The following is a 16,710-nucleotide window of genomic DNA, read 5'->3' as shown; positions in this document are numbered from 1 at the left end:
AGATCCCCATCCTGCTAGCGGTTTCTCGTGCCTGTGACCTTGCCAACCGCCTCGCTGCAACAGGGTACTTGGTTTAAGCTGATCTGCGGCGCAAGTTTCCACCACTTGCCCTCGGTTCGGGAGCTGGCTTTCCTTTACACGCTGGCCGGGGCAGATTGCATTGATGTTGCTGCCGATCCGGCCATAGTGCGGGCCGCTCAAGAAGGGATCCAACGGGCACAAGCCGAAGATCCCCAGGCGGGATCCCCTTGGTTGATGGTCAGCGTCAATGACGGCGAAGACGTGCATTTCCGCAAGGCGGTGCTGACGGCTCCCGTCTGTCCTGCCGACTGTCCTCAGCCTTGTTTGGCAGTCTGTCCTCCCCATGCCTTGACCCAGGCAGCCCTTCCTGCTCAAGTCCACATCCAGACAGAGCTGTGCTACGGCTGTGGGCGCTGCGAGCCGGTTTGCCCCCACCGGCGCATTGCTACCTTCGGCTACCAAGTGGCTCTGTCAGAAGTTTTGCCGCCTTTGGTCGAGCTGGGCATTCAGGCGGTGGAGATCCACACCTGCATTGGTCGCCAGAGGTCATTCGAGCAATTGTGGGGATCCCTGAAGCCCTGGCTACCTCAGCTCCAGGCCATCTCGATTAGCTTTAACGATGGTCCGGGCCTAGAGGCTTATTTGAGGGATCTGCTGGCCCTCATGGATCCCTTGCCGGAGGTGTTGATCTGGCAGGTGGATGGCCGGCCTATGAGTGGGGATATTGGAGCTGGCACCGGCAAAGCCACCCTGAAATTGGCCGAGAAGGTGCTGAACATGGGCCTGCCGGGCTATGTGCAATTGGCGGGAGGAACCAATGCCCAAACGCTGCCGCTGTTGGATCCCCGGTGGCCGGTGGCGGGGGTAGCCTTCGGCAGCTACGCGCGACAGTTGGTGTCAGCCTATCTGGAAGGGCCAGCTCACAGCTCATCGGAGTCAGGATGGAATCCTGGATTGGTGGCAGGGATCCCGTTGGCAAAGCAGTTGGTGCAGCAAGTAAAGCGGCGATCCGTTGCTTTTAGGCAAACCTGTTTTTCCTGCGTTTAACGACGTTGCTCAGCCATGAGTTTCCCCGTACAGCCCTCAACCCCAAGTCCGTCGATGGATCCGGAAAGTGCTCCGCACCGCTTACGTGAACGTACCGGCTTTCCCGGCCAGGTTCAATACAGCGACGACCTGAGTAAGCTTTTGGATATCCTGCCTGCTCCGATTCGTGAGCGCCTAGAACAGCATCCCCACTTGGATCGGTTGGTGGAGGTGGTGCTGGATTTGGGTCGCCGCCCCGAAGCCCGCTTCCCCGGCTTTGCCGATTACCTTTCAGAAGACGTGATCACCCGGGCCGACTTGGATCAGGTGATCAGCCGGGTTGGAGAGTTCAGCAGTGACAACCGCGCAGGCATTGCCTCTACCCTGCACCGGATCAGTGCCATTCGCAACCGCCAAGGCACGATCATCGGCCTTACCTGTCGGGTGGGTCGCTGCGTTATCGGCGTGATCAGCATGATCCGCGACCTGGTGGAACAGGGGCGCTCCATGCTGTTGCTGGGCCGACCGGGGGTGGGCAAAACCACGGCCTTGCGGGAGATTGCCCGTGTGCTGGCCGATGAGCTGGGCAAACGAGTGGTCATTATCGACACTTCCAACGAGATTGCCGGCGATGGCGATGTGCCCCATCCGGGTATTGGTCGGGCCAGACGGATGCAGGTGGCCAGCCCAGAGCTGCAGCACAAGGTGATGATCGAGGCAGTGGAAAACCACATGCCCGAAGTGGTAGTTATCGACGAGATCGGCACTGAACTGGAAGCTTTGGCCTCTCGTACCATTGCCGAGCGGGGGGTACAACTGGTGGCCACCGCCCATGGCAACCGCATCGACAACCTGATCAAAAATCCCACCCTCTCCGACTTGGTAGGCGGGATCCAATCCGTCACCCTGGGAGATGAAGAGGCGCGGCGGCGCGGCTCTCAAAAGAGTGTGTTGGAGCGCAAAGCTCCCCCTACGTTTGAGATTGCCATAGAGATGCTGGAGCGATCCCGCTGGGTCATCCACGAAGATGTGGCCGCCACTGTGGATCGCCTCTTGCGCAACCGCGAGCCGCTGACCCAAACCCGCAGTCTAGACGAACGCGGCCAGGTGGTGATAGTGCGGAGCACCGCTGGCGCAAACGGGCGCCCGGCTCTATCTGGCCCCCAATGGCCCCCTGCCGGCAGCACAATCTCCGCAGCACGGGAGCGGGGAGGATGGCAACGCTCTGGACGGATGGAAGCTCTGCCCTCAGAACCGCTTGAGAGTCGCTCGCCGCAGGGAGGAGCATCGGGTTTGCTCCTGGATAGGCAAGAGGACTCTGTCCCGTTAACGCCGGCGGGATCCCGTCCTGCCCCTCAGGTGGTGGCCGAATCCAGAGTAGAATCCGGCTCTGACGAAGAAGAAGATTTGGACTGGGAGGGATCCGCCCTAGCCCCGACAGGACGGCAGCAGAATCCGGATGGGCCGCTGATGATCTACCCCTACGGAGTGAGCCGCTTCTACCTGGAGCAGGTGATCCAAACCCTGAAACTGCCGGCGGATGTCACCAAAGATCTAGACGAGGCAGACATTGTCTTGGCCTTGCGATCCCAAGTGCGCAGCCGTTCCAAGATCCAGCAGATGGCCCACTCCCGCCAGATCCCGATTCACACCGTTAAGGCCAATACTCTGATTGCCCTGGCTCGCGCCCTGCGCCATATTCTCAACATCGAAAGCGAAGAGGGATCCGATTCCGACCTGGAGCTGTTCATTCGCGCCAGCTCAGGCGATGAAACCGAAGCTCTGGAAGAAGCCCGCCTGGCGGTGGAGCAAATTGTCATTCCCAAGTCTCAGCCGGTGGAACTTTTGCCCCGTTCGCCTCTGATCCGCAAGCTCCAACACCAGTTGGTGGAACATTACCACCTGCGGGCCCAAAGCTTTGGCGAAGAGCCCAATCGCCGCTTGCGCATCTATCCCAACTAGCCCCACACGATAGCTCAACCGATAGTTCAGCTCCGTAGAAGCTCTACCCATTGAGCCGTCGTGGTTAGAGAGGAAGGACTCCGTCTCGCTTCTGTGAACGGGATCCTGGGCTAAGATTTGGCTACGCCAAGTGCGGTTCCCGCTGTTGCGACAGCGCTGCAGGTGTCGGCCCAGTGTCGTAGGTACAGCAGCAGGGTGCCCTGGGCATAGCACCATTTATTGCTATAGGGATAGCTAATGACTGCTACAGAAGTACGCTGGACCACTCGGGATATCGAGGCTCTTCCAGAGAATGAATGGATCCGCTACGAGATCATCGACGGAGAACTGCTGGTGACTCGCTCTCCTCATCACAAACATCAGCACATTATCGGGTGTTTGTTCTCCGCACTGCATCGGTGGTCGCTAGAAACAGGATTGGGAGAACCCTCAATCATGCCAGGGATCCTCTTTTCCGAATTTGATAATGTGTCTCCCGATGTTGTTTGGGTTAGTTATGAGCGGCTATCACAGATTCAAGATGAAGCAGGACATTTTCGGGGTGCCCCTGAGCTGGTGGTTGAAGTCCTATCACCTGGAAAAGTTCATGAGGATCGAGACCGCTTGGCAAAACGGAAACTCTACTCTGTGCATGGGGTGCAAGAGTACTGGATCGTCGATCGGCTGGCTCAGAGAGTAGAGGTGTATCGCAGACAACAGGCCCAGTTGGTCTTGGTAGAAACGCTGTTGGCTCAGGATGCGTTGTCTTCTCCCCTGTTGCCCGGCTTTGCCTGCGCGGTTGCTGAGCTGTTTACCTCCCGACCCTAGGCTCCAGGCGTACAACAGCCGAAAGGGATCCCATCCCATCGGCCAAATCAATGAAGCAACCAAGATGCCTGCTGCTGCGTACTCTAGCCGGAAAAAGTGCGGCTTGGCCCTGGCCGAAACCGTTCTGGTGTAACAAGATGTTAAGGGCAGCATTTGCACCGGGATCCCTTCTGAAGGGGCCGGTCTTTTGCTGGCTCATGACCTACATTTCGCACACCTCCAAGGACACATAGCCATGTACAACAATCGTCGTGGTTTTCTTCGCTGGCTGGCTCTCGGGTTTGGCTCGTTGGTGGGTTGGTTACCTGGGTTTACCCGGCGCCGTTTTGCCCTGGCCCAGGGAACTGCTTCTGGCTCTAAGGCTTCTGAGCCGGAGTTTGTGAAAGTTGCCACTCTGGCCGATCTCAAAGATGGCCCCTTCAAGGTGGAAAACGCCTTTGGGAAAAACACCGCCACCCTCTGGCTGGTCGGGGATCCGCAAAAAGAAGATTCTCTGCTGGCTTTGGATGCCGCCTGTCCCCATGCGGGGTGTGATGTGAACTGGCGGGGGGAGAACTTTGTCTGCCCCTGTCATGGCTCGGCTTTTGCTGCCGATGGCAGCCGTACCCGTGGCCCGGCCAAGGCAGACCTGGCCATCTACAAGGTCAAGGTGGAGAAGGGAGAAATTTTTGTAGCCAAAGCCTCATAAAGTTCTGGGCAGGCTGTGGGCTTTGAGGCCAGGCAAAAGGAGTCGGGTATCCGGATTGAGAAGACAATGGGCTGAGCTACCGAGGCTCTCCCTATGGCTCGTCCCTACCGCTATCTGTTCCTCTCCACCCCTGTTGGACCTCTGGGATCCGGGGCCGGTGGTGGTGTGGAGCTCAATCTTGCCAACCTGACGCGTGTCTTACTCCAGATGGGATCCCAAGTGCGGGTGTTGGCCCCTGTGGGATCCCGAATGGCGGAGTTGCCGGAGGAGGTGATCGAGCCGGTGGCGGGCCTTCCCCCGGCCTATGCGCAAACCCAGCGCCGCGATCAGCCGGTTCTGATCCACACCCCCTCTCTGCTGGCCAACCTGTGGCAGCGGGCTGCCCACCTGCAAGATCAGTTCGATCTAATCGTGAACTGGAGCTACGATTGGCTCTCGTTTTATTTGACGGATTTTTTCCGCACCCCGGTGGCCCACATTGTTAGCATGGGATCCCTCAGCGATGCCGTCGATCAGGCTCTAGAGCACATTGCCCATCGCTACCCTGGTCGGCTGGCGGTGCATTCGCGGGCGCAAGCCCAGACCTTTGCCTTTGCCCGAGCCGAGATGGCGGCAGGTCGGGATCCCTTTGTCTATCTGCCCTGCGGGGTGGATCTGCGCCTCTACGACTTTGTGCCCCAAGGGAATGGATCCCTGTGTTGGATTGGCCGCATTGCCCCGGAGAAGGGCCTAGAAGACTGTGCTGCCCTGGCCGAGAAGACGGGAAGGCCGGTGGTGATCCTAGGCCACCTGCAAGAGCCAGGCTACTGGCAGCAGATCCAAGAGCAGTACCCGCATGCCCAATTGGATTACCGAGGGTTTTTGCCCACCCCGCAAATGCAGCGGATCTTGGGGCAATGCTCAGCCTTGATCATGACCCCCAAGTGGGTGGAGGCCTTTGGCTTGGTGGCGGTGGAAGCTTTGGCCTGTGGCGTGCCAGTGATTACCTACCGCCGGGGTGGGCCCGCGGAAATTGTCAGCGATGGAGAAACCGGCTGGATCGTCGAGCCGGACAACGTGGCAGCTTTGGCAGAGGCTGTAGAGCGCCTAGATCACATCGACAGGAGCCGCTGTCGGCAACGGGCAGAAGAGCACTATTCCCTGGGCGCGATGGCAGAGCAGTTTCTGGCCTGGAGCAGGCAGATTGGCCGGGATCCCACCTGGGCAGCCCGCGAGGGAGGAGACAGGCAGTGGTACTATTAACTTACTTAATTCTGGCGAACTGTGTCAGACACGCAGCCCAACAACGGGAACGTTTTGACTTACGACGGGGAAACCATCATGACGACTGGGAAAGGATCTGTTGCGCTGGTGCGATCAGAGGTTCGTCGGCGGTCACAGGTTCTGGGAACGCAGGTGATCAGCCAGGGCAACGCAGCCCGGCTTGGGGTAGTCAGCGAAGTTTGGGCGGATCTGGAAGCCAAGCAGGTTCTGGTGCTGGGGGTGCTGGAAAAAGCCCTTGCCGGATCCCCCCGTTTGATGGAGCTGCGGCAAGTAACAGCGTTGGGTCAGGATGCAGTTCTTGTCCCCAGCGAAGAAGTTTTCGATAACTTGGATTTGGAGGGCCTGAGTCGCGTGGTTGGCAGCGAGGTGGTAACCGAGGAAGGGATCCGCCTCGGCAAAGTTAAGGATTTTGAGTTCAACTCCGTCTCCGGCATCATCACGGGCTTGGTGCTCTCCAACCTTGGCCTCACCTTTTTACCTGGCTTTATCCTCAGCACCTATCTGCTCTCCACTGACGAGATTGTCTCTGTGGGCGGGGATCGCCTCATTGTTGCCGATGGCGCTGAGACCCGCCTAACCCAACTGGCCAAGGGGATTTTGGAAACCCTGGGAATCGGCAAGCCCCCTTGGGAAGCCGGAGTTAGCCCTGCTCCTGCCCTGCCCAGTGCTGTCGAGAGTTCCGCCGTCGAGGAAGATTACGAAGAAGAATACGACGAGGAATACGAGGCCGAAGAAGAAGACGTTTACGCAGAAGAAGAGCCTGAACCTGAGCCGCAGCCTGTGCGTCCACGCCCGCCTGAGCCCGCACCCGCCCCCGAACAACCGGCTTGGGAACAGGAGTATGCCAAAGAAGAGGCCCCTCCTTCTGAGCCTGCCCCTCCTCCTTCCAGCTCCACTCCTGTGGATGGTGATCCCTGGGAAGATAAGGCCGGGGAGCCCACTTGAGTTGCCGGACTCGTACCAATTCCCCTCTGCGCTCGGGATGGTCACGTCAACCGAGAGCACGGCCCTTACCCCTGGCGCTAGGGCTGCTTCTTGCGCCAATCTCCCACTTTTTTCTGCCAAGGGGCAAAGGGATCCCCTGTCCGTCATCCCGGCAGGGCAGGATCGGCTTCGGCCAAGAAGCGCAAAGCCACCGACAAAAAGGTCTGCGGCGCTTCAATGTGCGGAAAAGCAGCCCCTGGCAACCGGTATATCGGCACCTCCGGGCGCAAAGCGCGATACCGCTCTGCCTGTTCTGGGTCGGTGAGACGATTTTGTTCTCCCCAGACCAGAGCCATGGGCTTGGCCACCACGCGAAAGTCGTCTTGGATGGGCAAATTGAGCCTGCCGGTGAGAAAAGAACGGGGGGCAAATTGAGCCCCCGCCTGGTGGGCTGCCCGGTAATAGTAGTCCACCACCCCATCATCCAGGGCATAACCGGGGGAGAACAAGCTCTGCTCTGTAAACAAGCGTACACTCCAGGGGGCGGTGATGCCGTTGTAGAAGGCCAACCCCAAAACGGGCAGGCTGAGAAATCCATAGGCAATCTGAGCCAAAGGGATCCCGAGGGAATCGGGGATGAGGCTGTTGTCTCCCAGAGGGGCGATGAGCAGCAGCTTCTGCCAATGGTGGGGCTGTAGGCGGGCCGAGCGCAGCACAAACCCTGCCGAGAGGGAATTGGCAATGACGTGACACGGTCGCCCGATCACCTGCTGGACAAAATCCCCGATCATCTCGGCGTAGAGACTGCCGGTGTACTCCAAATCTGGACGTTCTGAGTTGCCCCACCCCAACAAATCCAGAGCATAGACTTGATAGTGCTGCCCCAGCTCCGCCATAATGGCACGAAACTCATAGCTGGAGGAGCCTGCCCCAATGCCGTGCACCAGCAACAACGGCTGGCCGGATCCCATGACCTTGTAAAACAGGCGATGGCCGCGCCAGAAGTGATGCCTTTCCTCTCCCGGCAGCAGGCTCTGCAGAGGCTGAGTTTGGGAAGAGATCCAAGCGTTGAAAACGGCTAGAGCACCCAAGCCGCCGACAGTAGTCCAGAGCCCGATCTTGAGAACTTGGCTCAGCTCTTTCATCCTCAGCAGCCCAGCTAGGGAACCTACTTTTTCTTAAGGCGGTAGGTGATGCGCCCTTTGTTGAGGTCATAGGGGCTCAGCTCCACCTTAACCCGGTCGCCGGGCAAGATCTTGATGTAGTTGCGGCGAATTTTGCCGGAGATATGAGCGAGCACGTTGAAGCCGTTGTCCAGATCCACTCGGAACATGGCGTTGGGCAGGGATTCCGTAACAACCCCCTCCATTTCAATGGCATCTTCCTTAGACAATGAGCCCTCCCAAAAACGACATAACAAACAACAGAACAATCCACAGCTGCGACGACACGCGCTGTTAAGAAATGAAAATATACTCCATCTCTTCTATCCTAACCGTTGCAGTCCTTCATCAGGGGATCCCTTAGGACTGAAAAGGCGTGCGATCGGTCAAAATTTCTGCTCCAGACTCGGTAACCAAGACCGTGTGCTCAAACTGAGCTGACCAAGAGCCATCCACCGTGACCACCGTCCACTGGTCTGGCAACACTCGGGTTGCCTCTCCCCCCGCATTCACCATCGGCTCAATGGCCACTGTCATGCCGGAGCGCAGCTTGGGATTGGGCAGATCGCGGGTGCGATAGTTGGGAAACTGCGGCTCCTCGTGCAGGTTGCGCCCCACCCCGTGGCCGACATACTGCTTCACCACAGAATAGCCCCGCCCCTCGATGTAATCTTCAATGGCGCCTGAGACATCCTGAAGCCAAACGCCGTGGCGCACACAGTCGATGCCCGTCTGCAGGGCCTTGGCCGCTGTATCGATCAGATCCCGAGCTGCGTCGCTCAGGGGTTCCAGGCCGATGGTGATACAGGAATCCGCATGCCAGCCCTCGACGATGGCACCAAAATCCACTTTGACCACATCTCCCGGCTGCACCACTTTACGGGGACTGGGGATCCCGTGCACCACCTCATGGTTGACACTGACACAAACGCAGGCGGGAAAGCCGTAGTAGCCCTTGAAACTGGGCAAAGCATTGAGTTGGGCCACCCGTCTCTCAGCATAGGTATCGATATCTGCCGTAGTCCAGCCCGGCTCTAGGCGCTCCGCGATCTCCTGCAATACTTGGGCCACCACCCGACCGGCCCGCCGCATTTTCTCCACTTCGCGGCGAGATTTGATCTCAATAAGCTGCATGCCTCGCCGCTGGGAGGGATTTCCAGCTCCTGCTCTGATCACGCCGTCCTCCTGAAGCCTTCCAAAAGAGCCTGCAGATGTTCCTGTACGGATTCCATCGGCTGGTTGCCGTTGACCCGCTGCAAGCGCCCCTTGGCCTCATAAAAATCAATTAGGGGAGCCGTCTGCTGCCGATAGACCTCCAGACGCTTGAGAATCACCGACCGATCCGCATCATCGCTGCGCCCCTGTTCCTTGCCCCGGGCCAGCAGCCGGGCCACCACCACCTCATCCGGCACCTCCAAGTTGAGGACGTAGTCATAATCTTGGCCCAGCTCTTGCAGCAGCTCTTCCAAGGCCTCTGCCTGGGCTAAGGTGCGAGGAAATCCATCTAGGATCCAGCCCTGCTCCGGAGACTGCTGCAACTGCCCCTTCACCATTCCGATCAGCACCTCGTCGGGCACCAGCTCTCCCGCATCCATGTAAACCTTGGCCTGGCACCCCAGGGGCGTTTGGGCTTTCACCTCGGCCCGCAACAGATCGCCTGTGGAAATTTTGGGCGTGTGGTAAATGGCCGCCAGCCGCTCCGCCTGTGTACCTTTGCCCGCCCCCGGCGGCCCCAGAAAGATCAACCTCGGCACTACTGTTTGACCATCCCTTCGTAGCGTTGTGAGATGACATAAGTCTGGATCTGCTTGGAGGTCTCGATCGCCACCCCCACCAAAATCAGTAGCGAGGTCGCCCCCAAACCTTGGAAAGTGGTGATGCCGGTTGCCCGTTCCACCGTCGTCGGGATGATGGCCACCGCGCACAGGAACAAAGCCCCCAGCAGCGTCAGGCGGTTGAGGATCCCTTCGACATACTCGGCAGTGGCCTTGCCCGGGCGTACCCCTGGAATGCTGGCCCCCATCTTCTTCAAGTTTTGAGCCAGATCCACCGGGTTGATGAGCAAAGAGGCGTAGAAGTAGCTGAAGAAGAGGATCAGCACGAAATAAAAAGGAATGTAGAACCAGGAGGTGGGGGATAGGAAGTTGGCCACTTGCACCAAAGTCAGGTTTTGGGTGTACTGGGCCAGGGCCAGAGGCAGGGACATCACCGAGTAGGCAAAGATGATCGGCATCACCCCCCCTTGGTTTAGCCTCAGGGGCAGATAGCTTTTCTGCTCGCGGAACAGCTTGTTGCCCACCTGGCGCTTGGCGTAGACGATAGGGATCTTGCGGCTGCCTTCTTGGACAAAGACAATGCCGACAATGGTGACCAAAAAGATTGCCAGCAACAGCAAGATGCCACCGATGGTGCTGCTATCGGCACGGGCCAGGCTAATAGTCTGTCCGAGGGCACGGGGCAGAGTGGCAACAATGTTGACGAAGATCAAGAGCGAAGGGCCACTTCCCACCCCTTTCTCCGTGATCATCTCTCCCAGCCACATCACAAACAGGGATCCCGCCGCCAGAGCCAGGGTGGTGGAGGCCATGAAGGCCAACTCATTGGTGGTACTGGCAAACTCCCGCACCCAAAAGGAAATGCCAATGCCCTGGATGATGGCCCAAACCAAGGTGACATAGCGGGTGTACTGAGAAATCTGCCGCCGCCCCTGTTCTCCCTCGTTTTTCTGCAGGTTCTCCAAGGCTGGAATGGCCGAGACCAGCAACTGCATGATAATTGAGGCATTGATGAAAGGCAGGATCCCAAGGGCGAAAATTCCCAAAGCAGAAATCCCTCCGCCGGAGAAGACATCCAGCAAGCCAAACACAGGGCTGTTGGCAGCTTCGGCAGCAAAGCGGGCCCGATCGATACTGGGAATGGGGATGTAAATGCCCAGTCTGACCAACAGCAGCAAGCCCAAGGTGAGAAACAGACGGCTGCGCAGGCCAGAGGCCATAGCCATCTGCATAAAGGTCTCTTGGGCAGAGGGGGCGGAACCTCGTGTGTCAACCATAGGGAAGAGAATCTCGCGGGAGCAAAGGGCAAGGTTAGCTATCTACCACTCTACGCTGCTGGTGGAGCAGTCGGCAAAATCAAAAAAGTGCAACTCAGCGCCACCCGGCAGAAGCCGGCCAGAGCAACGGGAAGGGGCGGTCTAGGATCCCAAGATTTCCACCCGACCTCCGGCTGCCTCGATCTTGGCTTTGGCTGAAGCGGTAATAGCCGCCGCCCTGATCGTCAGGGGCACGCTGACTTCCCCATCTCCCAAGATCTTCAGCGGGCCATCGTTGGTGGTGACGATCCCTCGTTCCATCAGGCTTTCCAGGCTGACCTCGCTGCCGGCAGGCAGATCCGCCAAGGCGCACAGGTTAACCAGGGTGTATTCCAGACGCCGCCTGTAGCGAGGGAAATGCTTAAGCTTGGGCAAACGCCGGTAGAGGGGAGTCTGCCCCCCTTCAAAGCCGGGTCGTGTACCACCCCCCTTGCGGGCCTTTTGCCCCCGCATCCCCTTGCCACAGGAGGCTCCCTGTCCAGCAGAGACGCCACGACCTAGGCGCCGCCGCCGCCGCGTCGAACCTGCTTGAGGCCGAATGTCTTCCAGTCGCATGGCTACCTCTGGCTCACTTGCTCGATATACCTGTCCATCACTTGCCAAGTAGGCGGCGCACATCGATGTCTCGGTCTTGGGCCACCTGCTTGAAGGTACGCATCCGCCGCAGCGCATCGATGGTGGCACGGGCATTGTTGAGGGGGTTGCTGGATCCCAGTTGCTTGGCCAAGCTGTTGCGTACACCCGCCAGCTCCAGAACGGTGCGGACTGCCCCCCCTGCGATGACGCCTGTGCCGGGAGCTGCTGGCATGACCAAGACGGTGGCACCGCCGCCTGCCCCCTGCATGGGATGGGGTACGGACAAACCTTTGGTGAGGGGCACCTCAATGAGGTGTTTTTTACCGTCCACAACTCCCTTGCGCACTGCTCCGATCACATCGTTGGCTTTGCCCACGCCAACCCCGACTTGGCCCCGCTCGTTGCCGACCACCACCACAGCGCGGAAGCTCAACTTCTTGCCGCCCTTGACCACCTTGGTGACGCGGCGAATCTGGATGACCCGCTCTTGCCACTCGGTGGGTTGCTCTTCGCGGTTTTTTTTGCTTCTGCGACGTTCCCTCTGCTCAGCCATGTGCTATGTCCTCAGTAGCTAGAACTGTAACCCTGCTTCTCGGGCAGCTTCTGCCAAAGCCTGAACGCGCCCGTGATAGAGCTTGCCCCCCCGATCGAAAACCACGCGGGAAATGCCCATCTGTAAGGCTCGTTCAGCAACTGAGCGGCCCACCAAGGCAGCCGCTTCTTGAGTAGCCGTCCCGGTTTCTTTGAATTTTTCGCGCAGCTCCCTGTCCAAGGTGGAGGCGGAGGCTAAGGTATGCTGGGCTACATCGTCGATCACCTGGGCGTAGATGTGTCGATGGGAGCGAAACACGGCCAGGCGAGGCCGCTCGGCAGTGCCGAAGACTTTGCGGCGAATGCGCCGATGACGACGTTGGGTGGTGATTTTGCGGCTGGCTTTCATAGGCTATTCACTTCTTCGCTTTCCCGGATTTACCTGCCTTGCGGCGAACTTGTTCCCCTAGATAACGGATCCCTTTCCCCTTGTAGGGCTCCGGAGGCCGGACCGCTCGGATGCGGGCGGCAGTATTGCCCACCAGTTCTTTATCTGTGCCTGAGACAACAATGATGTTGTTTCCCTCAACGGCAATTTGGATGCCGGGGGGAAAGGGGATCTCCACAGGGTGACTGTAGCCGACGTTCAAAACCAACTTGCTGCCTTGGATGGCAGCCCGGTAGCCCACGCCCACCAATTCCAGCCGCCGCTCAAATCCCTTGGACACTCCGTCTACCATGTTGGCGACCAAGGTGCGGCAGAGGCCGTGCAGTTGGCGGGCAGGACGAGAATCGTTGAGACGGCTGACCGTGAGCATCTGAGCGTTTTGCTGGACTGTGATCAAGGGCGGCAAACTGCGGGACAGTTGACCTTTCGGGCCTTTCACTGCAATGTGTTGGCCGTCGATCTGGATCTCCACCTTGGCAGGAAGGGCGATGGGGCGTCTACCGATACGGGACATGGGAAAAACTCCTGACCAGAGAAAACTTAAGGTCTAGTAGACAAGACAGAGGACTTCACCACCAATGCCCTGCTTACGAGCCTCCCGGTCGGTCATGATGCCGTTGGAGGTGGAGATGATGGCGATCCCAATTCCTCCCAGCACTCGGGGCAGCTCTTTGTGGTTGCGGTAAACCCGCAGACCCGGTCGGCTCACCCGCTTTAAGCCATTGATGATGGGCCTGCAGTTGCGGCCTTTGCCCTTGTACTTCAATCGCAACACCACTCGGGCTTGGATCCCTTCTCCCTCCTCCTTCCATTCGCTGACGAACCCTTCCTCATGAAGAACGCGAGCGATGCTGCGGGTCATGCGGGTGGCCGGAACTGCCACCGACTCGTGCCGAGCCATGGTGGCATTGCGAATGCGGGTGAGCATATCGGCGATCGTGTCGTTGGTGTGGGCCATCGGTGGGTCAGTGCTCCTCGGAAGATCGATGCAGATCAAGAAAAGTCAGGGTGGGCAACCTAGGAGGCAAAGGGCATGCCAAACGCTTTGAGCAGGGCACGGCCCTCTTCGTCGGTTTTAGCAGTGGTCACAATGGAGATATCCATACCTCGCAACTGATCCACAGAGTCATAGTTGATTTCGGGAAAAATCAGTTGTTCACGGATGCCGAGGGTGTAGTTGCCTCGTCCATCAAAGGCCTTGGGGCTGACACCGCGGAAGTCACGGATACGGGGCAGAGCAATGTTGATCAGGCGATCCAAAAACGCATACATGCGCTCCCGTCGCAGGGTCACCATCAGGCCAACCGGCATGCCCTTGCGAATCTTGAAGCTGGCAATTGCCTTTTTGGCGCGGGTGATCACCGGACGCTGACCGGTGATGGCGCTGATCTCGGCAATGGAGGATTCCAGAGCCTTGGCATTTTGGGAAGCTTCCCCCAAGCCGCGGTTGATGACGATCTTCTCCAGGCGGGGCACCTGATGGATGTTGGTGTAGCCCAACTCCTTTTGCAGCTTGGGGACAATGACGGTGTTGTAGTGGATTTGCAGACGCTGGGGCATGGTGGCTTCTCCTTGCGGCTCTGGGCTGGGTCAGAGCCAAACCAATGGTGGAAAGGGATCAAAAGCTTAGTCGAGAATCTCACCCGTTTTCTTAAGGACGCGAACCTTGCGACCATCGGCGGTGATTTGATAGCCGATACGGCTGGCCACCTCCTGCTTCTTGGAATAGACCATCACTTTGCAGACGGGAATGGGAGCTTCCTTGGTCTCAATTCGGCCACTTTCCCCTTCTCGCTGAGGTTTGCGGTGGTAGGTAACAATGTTAACCCCTTCCACCAAAACCATGTTGCGTTCGGGAAAAACGCGCAGCACCTCGCCGATTTTGCCTTTGTCATCGCCGGAGATCACCTGAACGGTATCCCCTTGCTTGATACGCATTTTGTAGCGCAGGCTGTTGCGGTGCTTGCGAATGCCGGGGCGCCGAACTAGGCGCTGAATTTGGCTGGGTTTGAGGGGGCGAACCATCAGAGTACCTCCGGGGCCAGGGAGATGATCTTGGTGAAGTTTTTCTCCCGCAGCTCGCGGGCTACAGGGCCGAAAACACGAGTTCCACGGGGATTGCCATCATTGTTGATGATCACGGCGGCGTTGTCGTCGAAGCGGATGCACATGCCGTCAGGGCGACGTACCGTATCGACGGTGCGGATAACAACGGCCTTGACAACATCGGATTTTTTGACGGGCATGTTGGGCAGGGCATCCTTGACGACACCAATGATCACATCGCCCAAGCTGGCGTAGCGACGGCCACTGCTGCCCAGCACGCGAATACACATCATCTTGCGAGCACCGGTGTTGTCGGCCACCGTCAGCATAGTTTGCTGCTGAATCATAGTTTCTTCACCTCCCTCAGGATTTCGGCAACTTGCCAACGCTTGGTGCGGCTAAGGGGACGGGTTTCCGTGATGCGCACCAGATCCCCTTCTTGACAGCGGTTTTCCTCGTCGTGGGCCTTAAACTTCTTGGTCTTGACGACGATCTTGCCGTACTTCGGGTGAGCAACTCGATTTTCCACAGCAACAACCACCGTTTTTTGCATCTTGTTGCTGACAACAATGCCAATCTTCTCCCGAACAGCCATTACTCCTCCTTGGTTGGGCGTTTGCCCCGCTTACGCTCTCCCTCCACAATTAGTAGTTGCGCCAGCTTGTGTTTGCGCAGCCGGATGAGATGGGGCTGGTTCAACTGCCGCGTGGCCTGCTGCAAACGCAGCTCAAACAGCTCTTTCTTGACGGCGTAGATTTCGTTGCTCAGCTCTTCGTCCGATAAAGCACGGGCATCAGCAATTTTGGGCATGGGCATGGCTGAACTCTCCTCATACACTGCTGGTGGCCACCTCTGAAGCCGTTGCCTGGGCGGGCTCTGGCTTTTCAAAGTCGGCTTTGGTTACAAACTTGACCTTAATGGGCAGCTTCTGGGCGGCAAGGCGCATGGCCTCGCGGGCGATAGGCTCTGCCACTCCCCCCATTTCGAAGAGGATACGGCCCGGCTTGACGACACAAACCCAGTACTCAGGGTTGCCTTTGCCGGATCCCATGCGGGTTTCCGCGGCTCGCTGAGTAACGGGCTTGTCGGGAAAGATGCGAATCCAGATTTGGCCGCCCCGCCGAACATAGCGGGTCATGGCTCGACGGCTGGCCTCGATCTGTCGAGCTGTAATCCAGGCGGGTTCTAGGGCCACAAGGCCGTATTCCCCAAAGTTGATGCGGTTGCCACGGGTCGCTTTGCCTTTCATGCGCCCGCGCTGTTGCTTGCGGTACTTGGTGCGTTTGGGGCTTAACATGGCCGTTCCTTAAGTCAACTGCGATAGGGATCCCTGGACGTTCCGGTGTTGGCCCTCAGGCCTCCTGAGCCGAGCGATCTTCAAAGGTGGGCCGCCGCCGCTGCTGCCGACGTTTGGGCTGTTGCAGGGGAAACTTCTGTTCGTGGCGTTCCTGCCCGGGCAGAACTTCCCCTTTGAAGACCCAGACCTTGACCCCGATGATGCCGAAAGTGGTGTGGGCGAGGTGCTCGGCGTAGTCGATGTCGGCCCGCAAAGTATGCAAAGGGATCCGCCCCTCCCGCGTCCATTCGGTGCGGGCAATCTCGGCCCCGTTCAGACGCCCGGCAATTTGGATTTTGATCCCTTGTACACCTGCCCGCTGGGCCCGTTGGATCACCTGGCGCACGATGCGGCGAAAGGCAATCCGCCGTTCCAACTGTTGGGCAATGTTTTCCGCCAACAAGGTCGCCTCGGCATCGGCACGGGTGACCTCTACTACATTGATGCGAATGGTTCGCTCGCCACCACCTCGTGAACCAGGGCTTTGTCCCGCTAGCGCGGACAGCTCTTTCTGTAGACCTTGGCGCAAAGTCTCTAGGCTGGATCCGCCCCGACCCACAACTACCCCAGGGCGAGCAGCCCGGATCTCCAGGTCAATTTGATCCGCTTTGCGCTCGATTTGGATATCGGCCAAACCAGCACTGCTCAGTTGCTTGGTCAGGTAGGTGCGAATCTGGTCGTCCTCCTGTAACAAGGCTGGGTAGCGGGCTGGATCGGCAAACCAGCGGCTGCGATGCTCCTTAATCACGCCGAGGCGGAAACCGGTGGGGTGGATCTTCTGTCCCATGGTGGTGTCGGTTGAAGGGTAAAGGGCTAGAAATACAGGAG

The 16,710-nt window shown here is 58.5% G+C and carries 23 protein-coding genes; 6 read left to right on the top strand and 17 right to left on the bottom strand.

Annotated elements, in window-relative coordinates; translation table 11 throughout:
- The first annotated feature begins 27 nt into the window (after window positions 1–27).
- The 6 genes from ACVWY9_RS04140 to ACVWY9_RS04115 all read left to right on the top strand — a co-directional run bounded on the left by ACVWY9_RS04140 (window position 28) and on the right by ACVWY9_RS04115 (window position 6,712).
- Entirely contained in the window at window positions 28–1,068 is a 1,041-nt protein-coding gene (locus ACVWY9_RS04140) for a Light dependent period protein LdpA domain-containing protein (protein WP_457387580.1), read from the top strand.
- 54 nt (window positions 1,069–1,122) lie between these two features.
- Entirely contained in the window at window positions 1,123–3,009 is a 1,887-nt protein-coding gene (locus ACVWY9_RS04135; RefSeq protein WP_457387595.1) for a R3H domain-containing nucleic acid-binding protein, read from the top strand.
- Window positions 3,010–3,246: 237 nt separating this feature from the next.
- On the top strand, window positions 3,247–3,816 hold the full coding sequence (locus ACVWY9_RS04130; protein ID WP_457387579.1) for a Uma2 family endonuclease: 570 nt from the start codon (window positions 3,247–3,249) through the stop codon (window positions 3,814–3,816).
- A 235-nt stretch (window positions 3,817–4,051) separates the two neighbouring features.
- Window positions 4,052–4,504 (top strand): QcrA and Rieske domain-containing protein, encoded by a 453-nt coding sequence (locus tag ACVWY9_RS04125; protein WP_414330183.1) that lies wholly within the window; start codon window positions 4,052–4,054, stop codon window positions 4,502–4,504.
- 93 nt (window positions 4,505–4,597) lie between these two features.
- Window positions 4,598–5,746 carry a glycosyltransferase gene (locus ACVWY9_RS04120; protein WP_414330180.1) on the top strand — a complete coding sequence of 383 codons (1,149 nt, stop codon included), beginning with the start codon at window positions 4,598–4,600 and terminating at the stop codon, window positions 5,744–5,746.
- Between the two features lie 78 nt (window positions 5,747–5,824).
- Window positions 5,825–6,712, top strand: coding sequence for a PRC-barrel domain-containing protein (locus tag ACVWY9_RS04115; protein WP_011434176.1), 888 nt, complete (start codon window positions 5,825–5,827; stop codon window positions 6,710–6,712).
- 143 nt (window positions 6,713–6,855) lie between these two features.
- On the opposite strand, the gene ACVWY9_RS04110 is transcribed toward ACVWY9_RS04115, so the two are convergent.
- From ACVWY9_RS04110 to rpsC, 17 genes are all read right to left on the bottom strand, one after another.
- Window positions 6,856–7,836 carry an alpha/beta fold hydrolase gene (locus ACVWY9_RS04110; RefSeq protein ID WP_457387578.1) on the bottom strand — a complete coding sequence of 327 codons (981 nt, stop codon included), beginning with the start codon at window positions 7,834–7,836 and terminating at the stop codon, window positions 6,856–6,858.
- 23 nt (window positions 7,837–7,859) lie between these two features.
- On the bottom strand, window positions 7,860–8,084 hold the full coding sequence (gene infA, locus ACVWY9_RS04105; RefSeq protein ID WP_011434173.1) for a translation initiation factor IF-1: 225 nt from the start codon (window positions 8,082–8,084) through the stop codon (window positions 7,860–7,862).
- A gap of 130 nt (window positions 8,085–8,214) precedes the next feature.
- On the bottom strand, window positions 8,215–8,988 hold the full coding sequence (map, locus tag ACVWY9_RS04100; RefSeq protein WP_414344308.1) for a type I methionyl aminopeptidase: 774 nt from the start codon (window positions 8,986–8,988) through the stop codon (window positions 8,215–8,217).
- 38 nt (window positions 8,989–9,026) lie between these two features.
- The gene (locus ACVWY9_RS04095) at window positions 9,027–9,608 is read right to left on the bottom strand and encodes an adenylate kinase (RefSeq protein ID WP_011434171.1); all 582 of its coding nucleotides are present in this window, start codon (window positions 9,606–9,608) and stop codon (window positions 9,027–9,029) included.
- Window positions 9,608–10,906: a preprotein translocase subunit SecY gene (gene secY, locus ACVWY9_RS04090; RefSeq protein ID WP_011434170.1), complete on the bottom strand. Its 1,299-nt coding sequence runs from the start codon at window positions 10,904–10,906 to the stop codon at window positions 9,608–9,610. Before secY ends, ACVWY9_RS04095 begins: the two co-directional genes overlap by 1 nt.
- A 141-nt stretch (window positions 10,907–11,047) precedes the next feature.
- Entirely contained in the window at window positions 11,048–11,500 is a 453-nt protein-coding gene (rplO, locus tag ACVWY9_RS04085; RefSeq protein ID WP_457387577.1) for a 50S ribosomal protein L15, read from the bottom strand.
- A gap of 37 nt (window positions 11,501–11,537) precedes the next feature.
- Window positions 11,538–12,074, bottom strand: coding sequence for a 30S ribosomal protein S5 (rpsE, locus tag ACVWY9_RS04080; protein ID WP_011434168.1), 537 nt, complete (start codon window positions 12,072–12,074; stop codon window positions 11,538–11,540).
- A gap of 18 nt (window positions 12,075–12,092) precedes the next feature.
- Window positions 12,093–12,461, bottom strand: a complete 369-nt coding sequence (gene rplR / locus ACVWY9_RS04075) for a 50S ribosomal protein L18 (protein WP_414355943.1) — start codon at window positions 12,459–12,461, stop codon at window positions 12,093–12,095.
- Window positions 12,462–12,468: 7 nt separating this feature from the next.
- A complete protein-coding gene (gene rplF / locus ACVWY9_RS04070; protein ID WP_011434166.1) occupies window positions 12,469–13,014 on the bottom strand; it encodes a 50S ribosomal protein L6 in 546 nt (181 codons plus the stop codon).
- Window positions 13,015–13,047: 33 nt separating this feature from the next.
- Window positions 13,048–13,458 carry a 30S ribosomal protein S8 gene (rpsH, locus tag ACVWY9_RS04065; RefSeq protein WP_011434165.1) on the bottom strand — a complete coding sequence of 137 codons (411 nt, stop codon included), beginning with the start codon at window positions 13,456–13,458 and terminating at the stop codon, window positions 13,048–13,050.
- Window positions 13,459–13,517: 59 nt separating this feature from the next.
- On the bottom strand, window positions 13,518–14,060 hold the full coding sequence (gene rplE, locus ACVWY9_RS04060; protein ID WP_414328930.1) for a 50S ribosomal protein L5: 543 nt from the start codon (window positions 14,058–14,060) through the stop codon (window positions 13,518–13,520).
- Window positions 14,061–14,126: 66 nt separating this feature from the next.
- Window positions 14,127–14,525, bottom strand: coding sequence for a 50S ribosomal protein L24 (rplX, locus tag ACVWY9_RS04055; RefSeq protein WP_457387576.1), 399 nt, complete (start codon window positions 14,523–14,525; stop codon window positions 14,127–14,129).
- On the bottom strand, window positions 14,525–14,893 hold the full coding sequence (gene rplN, locus ACVWY9_RS04050) for a 50S ribosomal protein L14 (protein ID WP_011434162.1): 369 nt from the start codon (window positions 14,891–14,893) through the stop codon (window positions 14,525–14,527). The genes rplX and rplN overlap by 1 nt, the downstream gene beginning before the upstream one ends.
- Complete coding sequence (rpsQ, locus tag ACVWY9_RS04045; RefSeq protein ID WP_011434161.1) at window positions 14,890–15,141, bottom strand: 30S ribosomal protein S17; 252 nt, start codon at window positions 15,139–15,141, stop codon at window positions 14,890–14,892. Before rpsQ ends, rplN begins: the two co-directional genes overlap by 4 nt.
- The gene (rpmC, locus tag ACVWY9_RS04040; RefSeq protein ID WP_457387575.1) at window positions 15,141–15,362 is read right to left on the bottom strand and encodes a 50S ribosomal protein L29; all 222 of its coding nucleotides are present in this window, start codon (window positions 15,360–15,362) and stop codon (window positions 15,141–15,143) included. The genes rpsQ and rpmC overlap by 1 nt, the downstream gene beginning before the upstream one ends.
- Before the next feature lie 13 nt (window positions 15,363–15,375).
- Window positions 15,376–15,843, bottom strand: coding sequence for a 50S ribosomal protein L16 (rplP, locus tag ACVWY9_RS04035; protein ID WP_011434159.1), 468 nt, complete (start codon window positions 15,841–15,843; stop codon window positions 15,376–15,378).
- Window positions 15,844–15,898: 55 nt separating this feature from the next.
- Window positions 15,899–16,669: a 30S ribosomal protein S3 gene (gene rpsC, locus ACVWY9_RS04030; RefSeq protein ID WP_011434158.1), complete on the bottom strand. Its 771-nt coding sequence runs from the start codon at window positions 16,667–16,669 to the stop codon at window positions 15,899–15,901.
- Window positions 16,670–16,710 lie beyond the last annotated feature (41 nt).

Source organism: Thermostichus sp. OS-CIW-31 (assembly GCF_054060305.1).
The sequence above is the reverse complement of the archived record's forward strand: the minus strand, read 5'-3'. Positions and strand labels throughout refer to the sequence as shown.

Bases quoted from the DNA above. Each gene is read 5' to 3' on its own strand.
- ACVWY9_RS04135 (WP_457387595.1), top strand. From the start codon at position 1,123: ATGGATCCGGAAAGTGCTCCGCACCGCTTACGTGAACGTACCGGCTTT.
- ACVWY9_RS04130 (WP_457387579.1), top strand. From the start codon at position 3,247: ATGACTGCTACAGAAGTACGCTGGACCACTCGGGATATCGAGGCTCTT.
- ACVWY9_RS04125 (WP_414330183.1), top strand. From the start codon at position 4,052: ATGTACAACAATCGTCGTGGTTTTCTTCGCTGGCTGGCTCTCGGGTTT.
- ACVWY9_RS04120 (WP_414330180.1), top strand. From the start codon at position 4,598: ATGGCTCGTCCCTACCGCTATCTGTTCCTCTCCACCCCTGTTGGACCT.
- ACVWY9_RS04115 (WP_011434176.1), top strand. From the start codon at position 5,825: ATGACGACTGGGAAAGGATCTGTTGCGCTGGTGCGATCAGAGGTTCGT.
- ACVWY9_RS04110 (WP_457387578.1), bottom strand. From the start codon at position 7,836: ATGAAAGAGCTGAGCCAAGTTCTCAAGATCGGGCTCTGGACTACTGTC.
- map (WP_414344308.1), bottom strand. From the start codon at position 8,988: ATGCAGCTTATTGAGATCAAATCTCGCCGCGAAGTGGAGAAAATGCGG.
- secY (WP_011434170.1), bottom strand. From the start codon at position 10,906: ATGGTTGACACACGAGGTTCCGCCCCCTCTGCCCAAGAGACCTTTATG.
- rplO (WP_457387577.1), bottom strand. From the start codon at position 11,500: ATGCGACTGGAAGACATTCGGCCTCAAGCAGGTTCGACGCGGCGGCGG.
- rpsE (WP_011434168.1), bottom strand. From the start codon at position 12,074: ATGGCTGAGCAGAGGGAACGTCGCAGAAGCAAAAAAAACCGCGAAGAG.
- rplR (WP_414355943.1), bottom strand. From the start codon at position 12,461: ATGAAAGCCAGCCGCAAAATCACCACCCAACGTCGTCATCGGCGCATT.
- rplF (WP_011434166.1), bottom strand. From the start codon at position 13,014: ATGTCCCGTATCGGTAGACGCCCCATCGCCCTTCCTGCCAAGGTGGAG.
- rpsH (WP_011434165.1), bottom strand. From the start codon at position 13,458: ATGGCCCACACCAACGACACGATCGCCGATATGCTCACCCGCATTCGC.
- rplE (WP_414328930.1), bottom strand. From the start codon at position 14,060: ATGCCCCAGCGTCTGCAAATCCACTACAACACCGTCATTGTCCCCAAG.
- rplX (WP_457387576.1), bottom strand. From the start codon at position 14,525: ATGGTTCGCCCCCTCAAACCCAGCCAAATTCAGCGCCTAGTTCGGCGC.
- rplN (WP_011434162.1), bottom strand. From the start codon at position 14,893: ATGATTCAGCAGCAAACTATGCTGACGGTGGCCGACAACACCGGTGCT.
- rpsQ (WP_011434161.1), bottom strand. From the start codon at position 15,141: ATGGCTGTTCGGGAGAAGATTGGCATTGTTGTCAGCAACAAGATGCAA.
- rpmC (WP_457387575.1), bottom strand. From the start codon at position 15,362: ATGCCCATGCCCAAAATTGCTGATGCCCGTGCTTTATCGGACGAAGAG.
- rplP (WP_011434159.1), bottom strand. From the start codon at position 15,843: ATGTTAAGCCCCAAACGCACCAAGTACCGCAAGCAACAGCGCGGGCGC.
- rpsC (WP_011434158.1), bottom strand. From the start codon at position 16,669: ATGGGACAGAAGATCCACCCCACCGGTTTCCGCCTCGGCGTGATTAAG.